Raw genomic sequence first — 15,634 nt, 5'->3', positions numbered from 1 at the left:
GACGGGCCCGGATTCGGGCCCGTCGTTTTGCAGGTCAGCAGTCGGGATGCACGTGACGAACGAGAACAAGCAGGAAGAGCCACAGGTCCAGGGACACCAGGACAAGCCGGAGCTGGAAACTGGTCTGGATACGGTATCGGCCGATGCGCCGGCGCCGGCCACCGGCGAGCAGAAGAAGCCGCTCGACATCACCAAGCTCAAGGTCGAGAAGTCCTGCTCGCGCGGGTTGGCGGGCTGGCTGTCGCAGCACAAGCTGTCGCTGGCGATCACCTCCTACCAGACCGGCCGGATCTACCTGGTCGGCAGCGACCAGAAGGGCCGCGTGTCGTTCTTCGAGCGTATCTTCGAGCGCGCCATGGGCGTGGTCGGCAATGCCCAGCGCATCTACCTGGGCGGCCTGTACCAGCTCTGGCGCTTCGAGAACGTGTTGCGCCCGAACGAGATGATCCACGGCCAATTCGACAAGTGCTATGTCCCGCGCAACGCCCAGACCATCGGCGACCTGGACATCCACGAACTCGGCATCCGCAAGAACGGCAAGGTCGTCTTCGTCAACACGAAGTACTCCTGCCTGTCCGAACTCAGCCAGACCCACAGCTTCAAGGCGATCTGGAAGCCGGCGTTCATCAGCAAGCTGGCGCCCGAAGACAGGTGCCACCTGAACGGCCTGGCGATGGTCGATGGCGAGCCGAAGTACGTCACCGCCGTCTGCAAGAGCGACAGCGTCGATGGCTGGCGTGATCGTCGGCAGGACGGTGGCGTGGTGATCGACGTGCAGACCGACGAGATCGTCTGCGAAGGCCTGTCGATGCCGCACTCGCCGCGCTGGCACAACGGCAAGCTGTGGGTGCTGAATGCCGGCACCGGCCATCTGGGCTGGGTCGATTTCGAGAAGAAGGCCTTCGTGCCGCATGCCTCGGTGCCGGGCTTCGCGCGCGGGCTGTCGATCATCGGAAACGTCGCCGCAGTGGGCCTGTCGAAGCCGCGCAACCAGCGCTTCGAAGGCCTGCAACTGGACGATGAACTGAAGAAGCGCGACGCCGAGCCATGGTGTGGCGTGCAGATCATCTCGCTGACGAATGGCGACGTGCTGAACTGGATCCGCTTCGAAGGCGACATCAGCGAGATCTTCGACATCGCGTTCCTGCCGAACGTGAAGAACCCGATGATGATCGGCCTGCGTACCGCCGAGATTCGCGACCTGATCACCTTCGAGTCCGACCTGCCTGCCGCGGAGGCGAGCGCCGCATGAAGATGATCCGCGGCACGATGATGGTGCTCGCCGGCGGCATCCTGCTGCTCGGCGCGCAGCAGGCCGCTGCGCAGTCGGCACCGGCGAAACCCGCGCAGCCGGCCCAGGCGCGCCAGGCACAAGACCCGGCTGCGGAGGCGTTCAAGGCCTGGGACAAGGATGGCAACGGCAACCTGTCGCTGGTCGAGTTCCGCATGGGTTGGCAGCAGGTGCAGCGCGTCACCGAGACCCAGGCGCGCCTGCGCCAGCAGTTCGCCACGGTGGACGCCAACAAGAACAATGCGATTGACCCGGCCGAGTACGGCAGCCTGATGCTGGTCAGGCAGGCCGGCAAGAACGCGCCACAAATGTCGGTGTTCGATCTCGACCGCGACGGCAAGCTGGCGTTCGGCGAATACGTGAAACTGGTGCAGACGCTTGCGCCGGATGCCGCCAAGGCCGCAACCAAGTGAAGATCGAGATAGTCCCGGTCTGGCAGCAGATGACTCCCGAGCTGCTTGAGGAGCTCGCGGTGTTCTGGCAGCAGAACAAGGCCATCGCCAACCCGGCCATGGCCAAGGCCCGCGCTGAACAGGCGGTTTGCCTTGGGCGTGACGAAGCCGGGGCGATCTGCGGCGTGTCCACGGCGGTGATCAAGGTGCTGCCGCGCCTGCGACAACCGATGTACTACTACAGGCAGTACTTCGCCGAATCCATGCGCGGCAAGCATCAGGTGCAGCCGTTCTTTGCCGCCTCCAAGCGCGCCCTGCAGGACTACACCACACAGCAGTCGCAGCCGGAAAGCCTTGGCATCCTGCTCGAACTGGAGAACTCCAAGCTCGTCGCGGCGTATACCAAGGCGCATGAGCCGGCATTCGATGCCACCTTCATCGGCTATTCGCCGCGTGGCCTGCAGCTGCGCGTGTCCTATTTCGAAGACGCGATGCTGCAGGCGCCAACGCCATTGCGCGCGCCTGCCGCCGTTTCCGGGACACGCCGTACCGCCGGCACCCGGCCTGCACCATCCATTCCCCGGCACGGAAACGGCCGGACCTGATCACCACGGAGAACGCGCCATGAAAGCCCAGATGAGTTTGTTGAGCCTCGCCATCGCTTCCGGCCTCGCCCTTGCGGCGATCCCCGCCGAGGCTGCCGGCAACCTGAAGTCCGCCGCCATCAGCCGTGCGAACGTGCTGCTGGGCGCGAACGGCGCCAGCGCCATCCGTGCTGCGAATGGCGACGTGTTCGCCGCGCGCGACGCGGTCGTCGATGCCGACGGCACCGAGCACGTGCGCTTCCAGCGCAGCTTCCGTGGCCTGCCGGTGATCGGCGGCGACTTCGTGATGCATTCGCGCAACGGCCAGCTCCGCAATGTCAGCCAGAGCCTGAAGAGCGCCTCGCGTCCGAGCCTGACCGCACTCGTCAGCAGCGACGAAGCGATTGTCGAGGCGGGTGCACGCTTTGGCAGCAAGTTCTTCGGTGCGCCGACCTCGCGCCTGGTGGTCTTTGCCCGCGGCACCAGCCCCGTGCTGGCCCATGAAGTCGTGTTCAAGGGCATCAAGGCCGACCAGACCGAAACCGAGATGCACTACTTCGTCGACGCGCGCAGTGGCCGCATCCTCGACCAGTGGGACGAGGTCCACACCGCCAAGCCCGGTCCGGGCGGCAGCAGCTGCAGCGGAGCGACCGCCGCCGTCGGCAGCGGCAAGAGCCTCACCTCCGGCACCGTGGTGCTGAACACCACCAAGTGCGGCACCAGCTTCCAGTTGGTGGATTCGACCCGCGGTGGCGGCAAGACCCACAACATGTCGATGAAGACCGCCGGCATGGGTGCGGTGTTCACCGGTACCACCAACGTCTGGGGCAACTTCCTGGTCGGCAATGCGCAGACCGCTGCCGCCGACGCCCATTACGGCGTGGCCACCACCTGGGATTACTTCAAGAACATCCATGGTCGCAACGGCATCGGCAACGACGGCGTGGGCGCGATCAGCCGCGTGCATTACGGCCGCAACTACGCCAATGCCAGCTGGAGCGACGGCTGCTTCTGCATGACCTTCGGTGACGGCGACAATGGTGCCACCATCCTGCCGCTGGTCGCCCTGGACATCGCCGGCCATGAAATGTCGCACGGCGTTACCAGCCGTTCCGCCGACCTGATCTACAGCGGCGAGTCCGGTTCGCTGAACGAGGCCACCTCGGACATCTTCGGCACCTTGGTCGAGTATTACGCGAACAATGCCAACGACCCGGGCGACTACGTGATCGGCGAGGAACTGTTCCTCAACAATGCCAACATGTCGCAGGCCATTCGCTACATGTTCAAGCCCAGCCTGGACAACGGCTACTCGCAGGATTGCTACGACCCGGCGACCACGCCGACGTTCGAGGTGCACGGTGGTTCCGGCATCGGCAACCACTTCTTCTATCTGTTGGCAGAAGGTGCGGTGGTTCCGGCCGGGTTCGGCGCTGGTAGCTGGGCCAACCTCAGTGCGTCTTCCATTGTCTGCAACGGCAATACCAGCCTGGTCGGGATTGGTCGTTCGGCGGCCGGCAAGATCTGGTATCGCGCGCTGACCGTGTACATGACGACCAGCACCAACTACGCCCAAGCCCGCGCGGCGACCTTGAGTGCCGCGACCGACCTGTACGGTGCCGGTTCCACCCAGTACAACGCGGTCGCTGCGGCGTGGAGCGCAGTCAGCGTCAACTGATCGCGCGCAGCGCCATCGCGTGAACGGACGGCCCGCGCAAGCGGGCCGATTCGTTTGCCGATGACGCTCCGGTGCAACCGTGCGAGAATGCGCGTCCGCGGCGATCACCGCACGCCATGCGCCCGTAGCTCAGCCGGATAGAGTAGTGGCTTCCGAAGCCATTGGTCGGGGGTTCGAATCCCTCCGGGCGCGCCATAGATCATGTTGCAACGAGGTCGGGATTCCCCTGCCCTCGCGCTGAGCGCTCGGGCGTTCGCCGTCGCGCAAGCCAGTGGCTTGCAAGCGCGACGGTTCACCCCTCCGGGCGCGCCAATTTCCCGCAGTGCCCATGCCAGACGAGCGCGACTTCGCCCAGCGTCCCGGTGCCGAGCCAGAATGGCGTGAGCGCTTGCGCCAGTACTGGGCGCTGGTGCGTGGCGATCGCCCGATCGGCTGGCTGCTGCTGCTGTGGCCGACGTGGTGGGGACTCTGGATCGCGGCCAAGGGCATGCCGCCACTCTGGCCGCTGCTGGTGTTCTCGCTGGGGGTCTGGCTGACCCGATCCGCAGGTTGCGTGATCAACGACTACGCCGATCGCTGGCTCGACCCGAATGTCGAGCGCACCAGGCAACGCCCGCTGGCGACCGGGGCGGTATCCGGCCGCGAAGCGCTGGCGGTGTTCGCCGTGCTGATGCTGGTCGCTTTCGCGCTGGTGCTCACGTTGAACCGGTTGACCGTCTACATGAGCGTGGTCGGCGTGTTGCTGGCCGCCAGTTATCCGTACCTGAAGCGCTACACCTACCTGCCGCAGGTCTACCTGGGCATGGCCTTCGGCTGGGGCATTCCGATGGCGTTTGCCGCGCTCACCGGCGACGTGCCACCGATCGCGTGGGTGCTGTACGTGGCCAATATCTTCTGGGCCACCGCCTACGACACCTGGTATGCGATGGTCGATCGCGACGACGACCTGCGCATGGGCGCGAAGTCGACCGCGATCCTGTTCGGCGACATGGACCTGGTCGCGCAGGGCGTGCTGTATGTCTGCATGTTCGCCGCCCTGGCCCTGGTCGGACGCGACGACGGCATGGGCACGTATTACTGGGGAGGCTTGGGCGTTGCCATGCTGCTGGTCGCGTACCAGTTCGGCATCGCCCGCGGTCGCGAACGCGAGGCCTGCTTCCGTGCGTTCCTGCACAACCACTGGGTGGGGATGGCGGTGTTCGCCGGCATTGCCACGGATTTCGCCATGCGCAGCACCGCTGTTGTCGCCTGAAAACGGGTCACGCCACCCGCGCACAGACCCATCCATCGATACGCTGCACGCCGGCCTGGTGCAGGACGCGTGCCGCCGCATGCAGGGTCGCGCCGGTAGTCATCACGTCATCGACCAGCACGACATGCGCCGGCAGCGGTCTCTTGGCATCGACATGGAACGCATCGCGCAGGTTGCGCTGGCGGGCGTTCGCGTCCAGCCGCGATTGCGCACGCGTGGTCTTGCGCCGGGCCAGCGCGTGTTCGAGCAACGGGATGCCCAGCGCACGCGCCAGCGGACGGGCCAGTTCCAGCGCCTGGTCGTAACCCCGACCACGCAGGCGGGCGCGATGCAGCGGGATCGGGATGACGGCATCGGGGAGTGGCAAGGCCGCCATTCGATCCGCCATGCACTGCGTCAACACCCGCCCCGCGGCGAAATCACGATGGAACTTGAGCCGCGGTAGCAGGCGGTCGACCGGGAAGGCGTAATCGAACACTGCATGCACTTCGCCCAGCGGTGGCGGCGATTGCAGGCAGTGTCCGCACTCGCCCGGTTGCGGAAGCGGCAAGGCGCAGCGTCGGCAGGCCGGGCCTTGCCACGGCAGCGCGATGTGGCAGGGAATGCAGAGATCGCGGCCGCGCGCGGCGGGTTCGCCGCAGACCATGCAGCGCAGGGCGAACAGCCAGGGCGCGGGGGCGGCCAGGCAGCCGTCAACTTTTCCGGGGAATGATTGGTTGACGGTGCCGGCCATGCATTCCAGACTGCCGGCCTTGTCCAAGCGTGTCTGTCAGGGAATCCCCATGCCTGCCATCAGTGTTGCTCCCATCGGCAAATTTCCCGTCCGCCACGACTGGTCGCGCAACGAGGTCGAAGCCCTGTTCGACCTGCCGTTCACCGAACTGCTGCATCGCGCCGGCAGCGCGCATCGGCAGCATTTCGATCCGGCCGAGGTGCAGGTCAGCACCTTGCTCTCGGTGAAGACCGGCGGCTGCCCCGAGGACTGCGGTTATTGCCCGCAGGCGGCGCGTTACCACACCGGCGTCGACGCCACGAAACTGATGGCCACCGAGGACGTGGTGGCGAAGGCGAAGCAGGCGAAGGCCGCCGGCGCCTCGCGCTTCTGCATGGGCGCGGCCTGGCGTTCGCCGAAGGATCGCGATGTGCCGAAGGTCGCGGCGATGATCCGCGAGGTGAAGGCGCTCGGCCTGGAAACCTGCGCGACGCTGGGCATGCTCTCCGGCGAACAGGCGCAGGCGTTGAAGAGCGCTGGCCTCGACTACTACAACCACAATATCGATACCGCCCCCGAGTTCTACGGCGACATCATCCACACCCGCGAGATGCAGGATCGCTTCGACACCCTGGCGCACGTGCGCGACGCCGGCATGAAGACCTGCTGCGGCGGCATCGTCGGCATGGGCGAATCGCGCCGCCAGCGTGCTGGCCTGCTGCAGACGCTGACGAACCTGCCCGCGCATCCGGATTCGGTGCCGATCAACCGGCTGGTGCAGGTCGAAGGCACGCCCCTGCATGGCACCACCGAGCTCGATCCGCTCGAGTTCGTGCGCAGCATCGCGGTCGCCCGCATCCTGATGCCGGCCTCGATGGTGCGGCTGTCCGCCGGCCGCGAAAGCATGAGCGACGAATTGCAGGCGCTGTGCTTCGCCGCCGGCGCCAACTCGATCTTCTACGGCGAGAAACTGCTGACCACCGGCAACCCCGACACCGAGCGCGACATGGCGTTGTTCGCGCGGCTCGGCTTGCGACCGATGCAGGTGGAGAACGCGAAGGACGACAGCATCGACGCGTGCACGACCACGGTGCACGCCGGCATCACCGAAGCAGCCTGAGCGATGTCGCGGGAGTCGTTGAGCGAGCGCGTGCTGGCACTGCGCGCGCAGCGCGAGGCCGCGCATCGGCGTCGTCGCATCCGCATGGTCACGCGACGCGACGGCGTGCGTTGCGTCGTCGATGGTCGCGAACTGCTGAATTTCTGCAGCAACGACTACCTCTGCCTGTCGCAGCATCCGCACATGATCGCCGCCATGCGCGATGCGGCCGACGAAGGCGCGGGCAGTACGGGCTCGCATCTCGTGTGCGGGCATGGCGCGCAGCATTCCGCGCTGGAAGCGGAACTCGCCGACTGGTTGCAAGCCCCGCGTGCATTGCTGTTCGGCAGCGGCTACATGGCCAATCTCGCGGTGGTGCAGGCGTTGCTGGGCGCGGGCGACGTCTGCGTGCAGGACAAGCTCAACCATGCATCGCTGATCGATGCCGCTCGGCTCGCCGGCTGCACGTTGAAGCGCTATCCACACAACGATGCCGACGCCGCCGAACGCCAGCTTGCCGCGCATCCCGACGGTGCCGCGCTGCTCGCCAGCGACGGCGTGTTCTCGATGGATGGCGATGTCGCACCGCTGCGTGCACTCGCCGCCATCGCGCGCGACCGACAGGCGACGTTGTACATCGACGATGCACATGCCGTTGGCGTGCTCGGCAACGTCGGTCGCGGCAGCATCGATGCCGCGGGTCTCGACGCGGATGACGTGCCCTTGCGTCTGGTCACGTTCGGCAAGGCGCTGGGCAGCGCGGGCGCGGCAGTCGTCGGCGATGCCGACCTCATCGCGCATCTCGCCGAGGCCGCGCGACCCTATCTCTACACCACCGCGCTGCCGCCTGCGCAGGCCGCGGCCACGCGCGCAGCGGTGCGCATCGCGCAGGCAGGCGACGACTTGCGCGAGTGCCTGCGCATCAACATCGAACGATTGAAAACAGGTGCGCAGGCACGCGGACTTGCATTGCTGGCCTCCGATACGCCGATCCAGCCGTTGCTGGTCGGTCGCGATGCCGATGCGCTGGCGATGTCAGAAGCACTGGAAGCACAAGGCTACTGGGTGGCCGCGATCCGACCGCCCACCGTGCCGGAAGGCAGCGCGCGTTTGCGGATCACCTTGAGCGCCGCGCACGACGCACGACAGGTCGACGGCCTGCTGGATGCGCTCTCGCGCGCATGCGACGCGGTGACCGCATGAGCCTGCATGTCGACATCTTCGGCCGTTCGACAGGCTCAGGGCAGGCGCGCCCGCCGCTGGTGTTGCTGCATGGCTGGGCGATGCATGGCGGTCTGTTCGCGCCGTTGGTGGAGGCGTTGCGCGAACAACATACTCTGCATGTCGTCGACCTGCCCGGCCATGGCCACAATCGCGACTGCGGGGTGCCGTTGACCCTCGACGCCTGCACGAATGCCGTGCTCGATGCTGTGCCCGACGCGCCATGGTGCGGCTGGTCCCTGGGTGGATTGATCGCGCTGCGGGCGTCGTCGAAATGTCCCGAGCGGATTCCTGCATTGGCGATGCTCTGTGCCACGCCGAAATTCGTGGTCGCCGACGATTGGCCACATGGCATGCCGGTCGAAGTGTTCCGCGGATTCGCCGAGGGACTGCGCGGCGACTGGCGCGCCACGGTGGATCGTTTCATCGCACTGGAGGCGTTCGGTTCCGATCACATGCGCGAGGAATTGCGCATGCTGCGCGACGCCGTGCTGGCTCATGGCGAGCCTTCGCCACGTGTGCTGGCGGAAGGTTTGCAGTTGCTGGAAACCAGCGATCTGCGCGACGCATTGCCGGGATTGCGCGTGCCGAGCCTGTGGGTCGGCGGGCGGCGCGACAAACTGGTGAATCCGCGGGCGATGCGTGAAGCCGCGAGCATTACGCCGAATGCGCGCTACGTGCAGGTCGAGCATGCCGGGCATGCGCCGTTCCTGACGCATGCGGATGAGGTCGCGGCTGCGCTGCTGGAGTTCCTTGCTCGTCATCCCGACGAACGCCGGGATCCGGCTGTTTGTTTTTCATCGAAGAATCCAGAGCTGGATACCGGCGTTCGTCGGGATGACGAGCATGAGCATCCATGAGCACTCCCTTGTTCGATGCCAGGCAAGTCCGGCGCGCGTTCTCGCGCTCGGCCGCCAGCTATGACGCTGCGGCGCAGCTGCAGCATGCGGTTGAAGCGCGACTGCTGGAATCGCTCGATTACCTTGACGATCCCGCGTTGAATCGCGAGCCGCCGCAGCGCGTACTCGATCTCGGCTGCGGCACCGGCCGCGCCAGCATCGCGATGCAGAAACGCTGGCCGAAGGCGCAGGTCGTGTCGCTCGACCTCGCGCTGCCGATGCTGCAGCAGGCGCGTGCGACATCCAGGCGTGCGCCGCTGCTGAGCGCCAAACGCCTCTCCAACCCGTTCGCGCGGGTGCCGGCGCAGGTCTGCGCGGATGCACGCGCGCTGCCGTTGGCGGAGGCGTCGGTGGACGTGCTGTTCTCCAACCTGTGCGTGCAATGGGTCGAGGATCTCGATGCGCTGTTCGCCGGCTTCCGTCGGGCGCTGAAGCCCAATGGCTTGCTGCTGGTGTCCACCTTCGGCCCGGAAACCTTGTGGGAACTGCGCGATGCCTTCGCCCATGCCGATCCTTCGCCAGGCTCAGGACAGGCGCCGCCGCCGCATGTCAGTCCGTTCGCCGACATCGCCGGTTTCGGCGATGCGCTGGTGCGTGCCGGCTTTCGCCAGCCGGTGCTGGATCGCGAGGAAGAGACCACGCATTACCCGGAACTGGCATCGTTGATGCGCGAATTGCGTGCGATCGGTGCGACGAATGCGTTGGCCTCGCGCCGGCACACGCTGACCGGGCGTTCGCGCTTCGCGGCAGCGGCGAATGCCTACGAAATGCATCGCGATGCGCAGGGATTGCCGGCCACCTGGGAAACCATCAGCGCGATGGCCTGGGCGCCGGAGGCCGGCACGCCGCTGCGCGAGGGCGATGTCGACGTGGCCTCGATCCCGCTGTCGCGGATCCCGATCCGGCGGCGCGGATGACCGCGCAACGGCGCGCGCTGCTGGCGATCGCGCTGTCCCTGCTGTCGGCGCTGTTCTTCACCGCAACCTATGTGTTGAATCGCGCCGCCGCCGTCGATGGCGGGCATTGGGCGTGGACTGCGTCGCTGCGCTACCTGTTCGTGCTGCCGCTGCTGTTGCCGCTGATGCCGTGGCAGGGCGGCATCCCGCCGGTCGCCAAGTCGATGCGTGCCGCGCCGGGGCATGGGTGCTGTGGAGCGGGATCGGGTTCGTGCTGTTCTACATGTTGCTGAGCTATGCGGCAGCCAGCGGGCCGTCGTGGCTGATCGCCGCGAGTTTCCAGACGACGGTGGTGGCCGGCATGTTGTGCGCGCCACTGCTCTACGACGACGTGCGCGCACGCATCCCGCGCGCGGCGTTGGGTGTCGGCGTGCTGATCATCGCCGGCGTGCTGCTGATGCAGTTTGGCCACGCACAAGGTGCGCTCGACGCCAAGGGTTGGATCGCATTGCTGTGCGTGGTCGCCAGCGCGTTCGCGTATCCCTTGGGCAATCGCGGATTGCTGCTGCACCTGGAGCGCACGGGCGTGGAACTCAACGCGACCCAGCGCGTATTCGGCCTGACCCTGGCCAGCCAGCCGGCGTGGCTGGCGCTGGCGGCGTGGGCGTGGCTGCAGGCGGGACCACCGTCTTCATCGCAGTTGTGGCTGGCGCTGGGCGTGGCGATCAGTGCCGGCGTGATCGCGACCATCCTGTTCTTCCAGGCCACCGGCATGGTCCGCGACAACGCGACTGCACTCGGTGCGGCGGAAGCGATGCAGGCCGCGGAAGTGATCTTCGCGATGCTGTTGGGCGTGGCATTCCTCGGCGAAGCCTGGCCACGCGGGCAGGCGCTGGCGGGCGCGGCGTTGGTGGTCGCCGGCATCGTCCTGTTCGCGTGGATCGTGGCGCACGATGCGCGACGCAGCGCGCGCGAGGCGGATGCGCTGCAGACGGATCGTGGCAGCTAGAGAAGTCTCATGCAGCTCTGCTTTTACGCTCGTCATCCCTGCGAAGGCAGGGATTCAGTGTCTTTGGCTTGAATCTCAGCGCACTTGAACGAGCCAATCTTCCAGATTGTAGTAATTGGTGACGCGCGCGATCAGTCCATCGCGGATCTCGAAGAACGCGCCACCGGGCAGCACGTACGCCTGCCCGTTCGCAGGCGGCAGTCCGTCATCGGCGACCAGGAATTCGCCATGCACCACGTACTCGGCGGCGGCGCGCGCACCGTCCGGTGATGCCATCACGATCACGTCGCGCAGCTGCTCGCGGTAACAACGCGCCATCCGCTGCTGGAACGCGGCGAATGCCGGCTTGCCGGTTTCGCGCGGGCCCTGGTTGAGGTCGTGGGCGACATCCTCGGCCAGCAACGCCTGCATGCCGGCCCAGTCGCCGCGATTGAACGCGGCGTAGTAGGCGAGGACGATTTCGGTGGCGCGATCGTGCGCGCGGGTGCCGTCGATTTTCATGGCTGCGCTTCCGTGGCGGTTGCGAACAAGGCGGGCAGTGCATCGAGGTCGACGTTGCCGCCGGAAAGAATGATGCCGACGCGTCGCCCTTCGAACAATGCACGGTTCGCCAAGACCGCGGCCAGCGCCGTCGCGGACGAAGGTTCGACCAGCTGTTTCGTGCGCGTCCACAGCAGGCGCATCGCCGCCACGACCTGCACATCGTCGACGGTCAACACCTGCGCATTGGCAGTGCGCAGGATGTCGAAATTGATTGCGCCCAAGGTGCCGCGCAGGCCATCGCAGATCGTGTCCGGAACGAAATCGTGGTCGAGTTCGCCCTTCGCGAACGAACGCGCGCCATCTGCGGCACCGATGGGTTCGGCCAGGTAGAGCCGGCAGCGTGGTGCGAGCGCGCGCATCGCCAGTGCTGTGCCTGCGGCCAAGCCGCCACCACCGAGTGGCACCACCAATGCATCCAGATCCGCATGCGTGGTCAGCAGCTCCAGTGCAGCAGTGCCTTGGCCGGCGATCACGCGCGGGTCGGTGTAGGGATGCACCGATGTTGCGCTGGTGGCGGCTTGCAATTGCGCGCAGAGCGCCTCGCGCGCGGCGATGGTCGGCGCGCAATGGTGAAGCATCGCGCCGTAATGTTCGATCGCGGCCAGCTTGGCGCGCACTGCGCCGTCCGGTACCACCACGTGACAGGGGATGCCGCGACCGCGCGCCGCCCGTGCGAGCGCGGCACCGTGATTGCCGGACGAGTGCGTCACCACGCCCCGCGCGGCGATGTCGTCGGCCAGCGACCACACCGCATTGCAGGCGCCGCGGAACTTGAACGCGCCGATGCGCTGCAGGTGTTCGGCCTTGAAGGTGAGTCCAGCGCCGCTGAGCGCATCCAGCGCGCGCGAGCGCAGCACGGGGGTGACATGCGCATGCGGAGCGATGCGCGCGGCGGCGGCGAGCACATCATCGAAACAGGGAGTGGGGGCGTGCGGGTTCATGCGAGGATGCTAGCGCAGGCGCTTGTCGCTGAACGGTTCAGCGTTCGATGCAGGCAGGCGGCGAAATTAAGCACGGATTCAAAGCGACGGCGGGAAGCTGCAAAAGCATCCAAGGGGAACCACCATGATCCGCAAATTCCTGCTTCCCGCATTGGCCATCGCGACGCTGGCCGGTTGCGCGACCGGTTACAGCTACCGCGGCGGCAACGGCGACTATTACTACGGCCAGCCAAGCGTCGACTATCGCTACTACGGCAGTTACGGCTACGGCGGCATTGGCAGCTATGGCTTCGGCCGGGGCTTTTACCTCGACATCTTCGGTCGCCCGCTGTACGGCTATCCCTACGGGTATTACGGCAGGCCGTATTCCGGTTATCCGCATGGGCATGTTCCGCGTCCGCGTCCCCCGCATGGCCCGGGTCACGGCGGACATGACGGCGACCATGACGGCGATCACCAGGGTCCACCGCCGGCGCATGGCGGGCAACGTCCCGGCAAGCGGCCGCCTTGGCGCGACATCGGCCGCATCCATGAGCGTGGCGATGACGAGCCCTCGCGACCGCGCCGCCTTGGTCCGCCCGATGCGCGGCCGATGGTGCAGCGCTCGCCGCCGCCCGCGCGTCCAGCGGCACCGGTGATGCGCGAGCGCAGCGAATCGCGCCCGGCGGGGATGGTGCGTGGTGGTGGTGGAGCGGGCGAGCGGGCGCGGACTCGGAGTGTCCATCCGTCGGCTCGCGAGTGAGCGATGTCAAAGCGTGACACCGCGCACAGCCTGAACCGCAATTGGTCGTAAGGTTGACGAACCGCGTCACTCTGCGACCCGATCACGCTACTCTAGCCACCGCCGGCGACCTGTGGGACCACCCGGATCCCCCCTGTTCCGTCTGTCTTGCAGGCGCCGGCACTTCTTCCGCAGGCTGTGTTGCGCCTGATCCCCGACGGAAAAAAGTGAGGGCCGGATGTCCCCCGACATCCGGCCCCCGTAGCGTCCCCGTCGTGCGCAGGAACCGGCCCCTGTTCAGTCCGGTTCATCGCGTTTCGGCGTGCCACGCCGGGTGCTGAAAGGGTAAATGCAGGAACCGTGCCAAGTCGGTCATGCACGCCAACACAGCGAATCGGCAGGCGCACGCCTAGAATCCCGTCGCAATGAATAATCCCTTCCACACCTTCGATGTCATCGTGATCGGCGGCGGCCATGCCGGCACCGAGGCCGCGCTGGCATCCGCACGCGCCGGCGCGCGCACGTTGCTGCTCAGCCACAACATCGACACCGTGGGCGCGATGAGCTGCAACCCGGCGATCGGCGGCATCGGCAAGGGCCACCTGGTCAAGGAAATCGATGCGCTCGGCGGCGTCATGGCGAAAGCCGCGGATGCCGCCGGCATCCAGTGGCGAACATTGAATGCTTCGAAAGGCCCGGCGGTGCGGGCGACGCGTTGCCAGGCCGATCGCGCGCTGTATCGCAGCTTCATCCGCACCGCGGTGGAGCACCAGCAGAACCTCACCGTGTTCCAGGCCGCCGTTGACGATCTGGTGATCGACAACGATGCCGTGCGCGGCGCGATCACCAACACCGGCCTGCGTTTCGACGCGCCCGCGGTGGTGCTGACCGCCGGTACGTTCCTGGCCGGCAAGATCCACATCGGCGAAACCCAGTACGCCGCGGGCCGCATGGGCGATCCGCCGGCGACCACGCTGGCGGCGAAGCTGCGCGAGCGCCCCTTCGTCATCGACCGGCTGAAGACCGGTACACCGCCACGCATCGACGGGCGCACGCTGGACTATTCGAAGATGGTCGAGCAGCCGGGTGACGATCCGCGTCCGGTGATGTCGTTCATGGGCAGCATCGCCGACCATCCGCGCCAGCTGAGTTGCTGGATCACCCACACCAGCGAACACACGCACCAGCTGATCCGCGATGCGCTGCATCGCAGCCCGCTGTATTCCGGGCAGATCGAGGGCGTGGGCCCGCGTTATTGCCCGAGCATCGAGGACAAGGTGGTGCGCTTCGCCGACAAGGCCAGCCATCAGATCTTCGTCGAGCCGGAAGGCCTGACCGTCACCGAGATCTACCCGAACGGGATCAGCACCTCGCTGCCGTTCGACGTGCAACTGGACCTGGTGCGTTCGATCACCGGCTTCGAGCAGGCGCACATCACCCGGCCCGGTTACGCGATCGAATACGACTACTTCGATCCGCGTGGATTGAAGGGTTCGCTGGAAACCAAGGCGGTCGCCGGGCTGTTCTTCGCCGGCCAGATCAACGGCACCACCGGCTACGAGGAAGCCGCCGCGCAGGGCCTGCTGGCAGGCGTCAACGCGGCCCGTTTCGTGCAGCAGAAGGATGCGTGGTCGCCACGTCGCGACGAGGCCTACCTCGGCGTGCTGGTCGACGACCTGATCACCCAGGGCACCACCGAGCCGTATCGCATGTTCACCAGCCGCGCCGAATACCGGCTGCAGCTGCGCGAGGACAATGCCGACGTGCGGCTCACGCCGACCGGACGCGAGCTGGGCCTGGTCGATGATGCGCGCTGGGAAAACTTCTCGCGCAAGCGGGAGGCGGTGATCGCCGAAACGGTGCGCCTCGGTGCACTCTGGGCCGCACCGAACAATGCATTGGGTGCGTCGCTGGCCAGCAGCATCGGCATCGAGGTCAGCCGCGAGAGCAGTGCGCTCGACTTGCTGCGTCGCCCGGAACTGGATTACCCCACGCTGATGCGGGTCCCGCTGCTCGGACCGGGAGTGGACGATCCGAAAGTGGCCGAGCAGGTCGAGATCGAAACCAAGTACGCCGGTTACCTCAACCGCCAGCGCGACGAGATCGCACGCCAGCAACGCAACGAAACCACCGCGATCCCTGACGCGTTCGATTACGCGCAGGTGCATGGCCTGTCGGCGGAAGCATCGCAGAAACTGCAGCGCGTGCGTCCGCAGACCGTGGGCCAGGCGCAGCGCATTCCCGGGATGACGCCGGCGGCGATTTCGCTGTTGCTGGTGCACCTGGAACGTCAGCGTCGCGAGCGCGCGGCCTGATCAACGCGAGCAAGTCGAAGAGGTCGGGGTGCCGGGTGTTCGCGCAGCGGCATTTCGAGCCGCAAAGCGAATGCCCGGCAC

The 15,634-nt window shown here is 66.6% G+C and carries 16 protein-coding genes and 1 tRNA gene; 14 read left to right on the top strand and 3 right to left on the bottom strand.

Annotated elements, in window-relative coordinates:
• Positions 1-46: 46 nt before the first annotated feature.
• The 6 genes from H9L16_RS04995 to ubiA all read left to right on the top strand — a co-directional run bounded on the left by H9L16_RS04995 (position 47) and on the right by ubiA (position 5,197).
• A complete protein-coding gene (locus H9L16_RS04995; protein ID WP_187553457.1) occupies positions 47-1,252 on the top strand; it encodes a TIGR03032 family protein in 1,206 nt (401 codons plus the stop codon).
• Complete coding sequence (locus tag H9L16_RS04990) at positions 1,249-1,704, top strand: EF-hand domain-containing protein (RefSeq protein WP_187553456.1); 456 nt, start codon at positions 1,249-1,251, stop codon at positions 1,702-1,704. Before H9L16_RS04995 ends, H9L16_RS04990 begins: the two co-directional genes overlap by 4 nt.
• Positions 1,701-2,288 carry a hypothetical protein gene (locus H9L16_RS04985; RefSeq protein WP_187553455.1) on the top strand — a complete coding sequence of 196 codons (588 nt, stop codon included), beginning with the start codon at positions 1,701-1,703 and terminating at the stop codon, positions 2,286-2,288. The genes H9L16_RS04990 and H9L16_RS04985 overlap by 4 nt, the downstream gene beginning before the upstream one ends.
• A gap of 19 nt (positions 2,289-2,307) precedes the next feature.
• Complete coding sequence (locus H9L16_RS04980) at positions 2,308-3,945, top strand: M4 family metallopeptidase (protein WP_187553454.1); 1,638 nt, start codon at positions 2,308-2,310, stop codon at positions 3,943-3,945.
• A 118-nt stretch (positions 3,946-4,063) separates the two neighbouring features.
• A tRNA-Arg gene (locus H9L16_RS04975) sits at positions 4,064-4,140 on the top strand.
• A 133-nt stretch (positions 4,141-4,273) separates the two neighbouring features.
• Positions 4,274-5,197, top strand: coding sequence for a 4-hydroxybenzoate octaprenyltransferase (ubiA, locus tag H9L16_RS04970; protein ID WP_187553453.1), 924 nt, complete (start codon positions 4,274-4,276; stop codon positions 5,195-5,197).
• Between the two features lie 7 nt (positions 5,198-5,204).
• Here ubiA and H9L16_RS04965 read toward each other — a convergent pair whose 3' ends face one another.
• The gene (locus tag H9L16_RS04965; protein ID WP_229796584.1) at positions 5,205-5,843 is read right to left on the bottom strand and encodes a ComFC family protein; all 639 of its coding nucleotides are present in this window, start codon (positions 5,841-5,843) and stop codon (positions 5,205-5,207) included.
• A 136-nt stretch (positions 5,844-5,979) separates the two neighbouring features.
• On the opposite strand from H9L16_RS04965, the gene bioB reads away from it, so the two are divergent.
• From bioB to H9L16_RS04935, 6 genes are read left to right on the top strand one after another with little or no spacing between them, the layout of a single operon-like run.
• Positions 5,980-7,029, top strand: a complete 1,050-nt coding sequence (bioB, locus tag H9L16_RS04960) for a biotin synthase BioB (RefSeq protein WP_187553451.1) — start codon at positions 5,980-5,982, stop codon at positions 7,027-7,029.
• Positions 7,030-7,032: 3 nt separating this feature from the next.
• Positions 7,033-8,211 (top strand): 8-amino-7-oxononanoate synthase, encoded by a 1,179-nt coding sequence (bioF, locus tag H9L16_RS04955; protein ID WP_187553450.1) that lies wholly within the window; start codon positions 7,033-7,035, stop codon positions 8,209-8,211.
• A 2-nt stretch (positions 8,212-8,213) separates the two neighbouring features.
• Positions 8,214-9,089 (top strand): pimeloyl-ACP methyl ester esterase BioH, encoded by an 876-nt coding sequence (bioH, locus tag H9L16_RS04950; RefSeq protein ID WP_425507255.1) that lies wholly within the window; start codon positions 8,214-8,216, stop codon positions 9,087-9,089.
• Positions 9,086-10,045, top strand: a complete 960-nt coding sequence (gene bioC / locus H9L16_RS04945; protein WP_187553448.1) for a malonyl-ACP O-methyltransferase BioC — start codon at positions 9,086-9,088, stop codon at positions 10,043-10,045. The genes bioH and bioC overlap by 4 nt, the downstream gene beginning before the upstream one ends.
• Positions 10,042-10,317, top strand: a complete 276-nt coding sequence (locus H9L16_RS04940) for a hypothetical protein (protein WP_187553447.1) — start codon at positions 10,042-10,044, stop codon at positions 10,315-10,317. Before bioC ends, H9L16_RS04940 begins: the two co-directional genes overlap by 4 nt.
• The gene (locus tag H9L16_RS04935) at positions 10,296-11,033 is read left to right on the top strand and encodes a multidrug resistance efflux transporter family protein (RefSeq protein ID WP_187553446.1); all 738 of its coding nucleotides are present in this window, start codon (positions 10,296-10,298) and stop codon (positions 11,031-11,033) included. The genes H9L16_RS04940 and H9L16_RS04935 overlap by 22 nt, the downstream gene beginning before the upstream one ends.
• A 75-nt stretch (positions 11,034-11,108) precedes the next feature.
• Here H9L16_RS04935 and H9L16_RS04930 read toward each other — a convergent pair whose 3' ends face one another.
• Together H9L16_RS04930 and H9L16_RS04925 are read right to left on the bottom strand one after the other, a co-directional pair.
• On the bottom strand, positions 11,109-11,534 hold the full coding sequence (locus H9L16_RS04930) for a ketosteroid isomerase-related protein (RefSeq protein ID WP_187553445.1): 426 nt from the start codon (positions 11,532-11,534) through the stop codon (positions 11,109-11,111).
• On the bottom strand, positions 11,531-12,517 hold the full coding sequence (locus H9L16_RS04925) for a pyridoxal-phosphate dependent enzyme (RefSeq protein WP_187553444.1): 987 nt from the start codon (positions 12,515-12,517) through the stop codon (positions 11,531-11,533). Before H9L16_RS04925 ends, H9L16_RS04930 begins: the two co-directional genes overlap by 4 nt.
• Positions 12,518-12,641: 124 nt before the next feature.
• On the opposite strand from H9L16_RS04925, the gene H9L16_RS04920 reads away from it, so the two are divergent.
• A complete protein-coding gene (locus H9L16_RS04920; protein WP_187553443.1) occupies positions 12,642-13,259 on the top strand; it encodes a hypothetical protein in 618 nt (205 codons plus the stop codon).
• A 404-nt stretch (positions 13,260-13,663) separates the two neighbouring features.
• Positions 13,664-15,553 carry a tRNA uridine-5-carboxymethylaminomethyl(34) synthesis enzyme MnmG gene (mnmG, locus tag H9L16_RS04915; protein ID WP_187553442.1) on the top strand — a complete coding sequence of 630 codons (1,890 nt, stop codon included), beginning with the start codon at positions 13,664-13,666 and terminating at the stop codon, positions 15,551-15,553.
• The last annotated feature ends 81 nt before the right edge of the window (positions 15,554-15,634 follow it).

It is taken from the genome of Thermomonas carbonis, assembly GCF_014396975.1.
Classification (GTDB): Bacteria; Pseudomonadota; Gammaproteobacteria; order Xanthomonadales; family Xanthomonadaceae; genus Thermomonas; species Thermomonas carbonis.
Note: the sequence above shows the minus strand (reverse complement) of the source record. Positions and strands in the feature narration are given on the sequence as shown.

Bases quoted from the DNA above. Each gene is read 5' to 3' on its own strand.
- bioC (WP_187553448.1), top strand. From the start codon at position 9,086: ATGAGCACTCCCTTGTTCGATGCCAGGCAAGTCCGGCGCGCGTTCTCG.
- H9L16_RS04980 (WP_187553454.1), top strand. From the start codon at position 2,308: ATGAAAGCCCAGATGAGTTTGTTGAGCCTCGCCATCGCTTCCGGCCTC.
- ubiA (WP_187553453.1), top strand. From the start codon at position 4,274: ATGCCAGACGAGCGCGACTTCGCCCAGCGTCCCGGTGCCGAGCCAGAA.
- H9L16_RS04965 (WP_229796584.1), bottom strand. From the start codon at position 5,843: ATGGTCTGCGGCGAACCCGCCGCGCGCGGCCGCGATCTCTGCATTCCC.
- H9L16_RS04940 (WP_187553447.1), top strand. From the start codon at position 10,042: ATGACCGCGCAACGGCGCGCGCTGCTGGCGATCGCGCTGTCCCTGCTG.
- H9L16_RS04930 (WP_187553445.1), bottom strand. From the start codon at position 11,534: ATGAAAATCGACGGCACCCGCGCGCACGATCGCGCCACCGAAATCGTC.
- mnmG (WP_187553442.1), top strand. From the start codon at position 13,664: ATGAATAATCCCTTCCACACCTTCGATGTCATCGTGATCGGCGGCGGC.
- H9L16_RS04990 (WP_187553456.1), top strand. From the start codon at position 1,249: ATGAAGATGATCCGCGGCACGATGATGGTGCTCGCCGGCGGCATCCTG.
- H9L16_RS04920 (WP_187553443.1), top strand. From the start codon at position 12,642: ATGATCCGCAAATTCCTGCTTCCCGCATTGGCCATCGCGACGCTGGCC.
- H9L16_RS04925 (WP_187553444.1), bottom strand. From the start codon at position 12,517: ATGAACCCGCACGCCCCCACTCCCTGTTTCGATGATGTGCTCGCCGCC.
- H9L16_RS04995 (WP_187553457.1), top strand. From the start codon at position 47: ATGCACGTGACGAACGAGAACAAGCAGGAAGAGCCACAGGTCCAGGGA.
- bioB (WP_187553451.1), top strand. From the start codon at position 5,980: ATGCCTGCCATCAGTGTTGCTCCCATCGGCAAATTTCCCGTCCGCCAC.
- bioF (WP_187553450.1), top strand. From the start codon at position 7,033: ATGTCGCGGGAGTCGTTGAGCGAGCGCGTGCTGGCACTGCGCGCGCAG.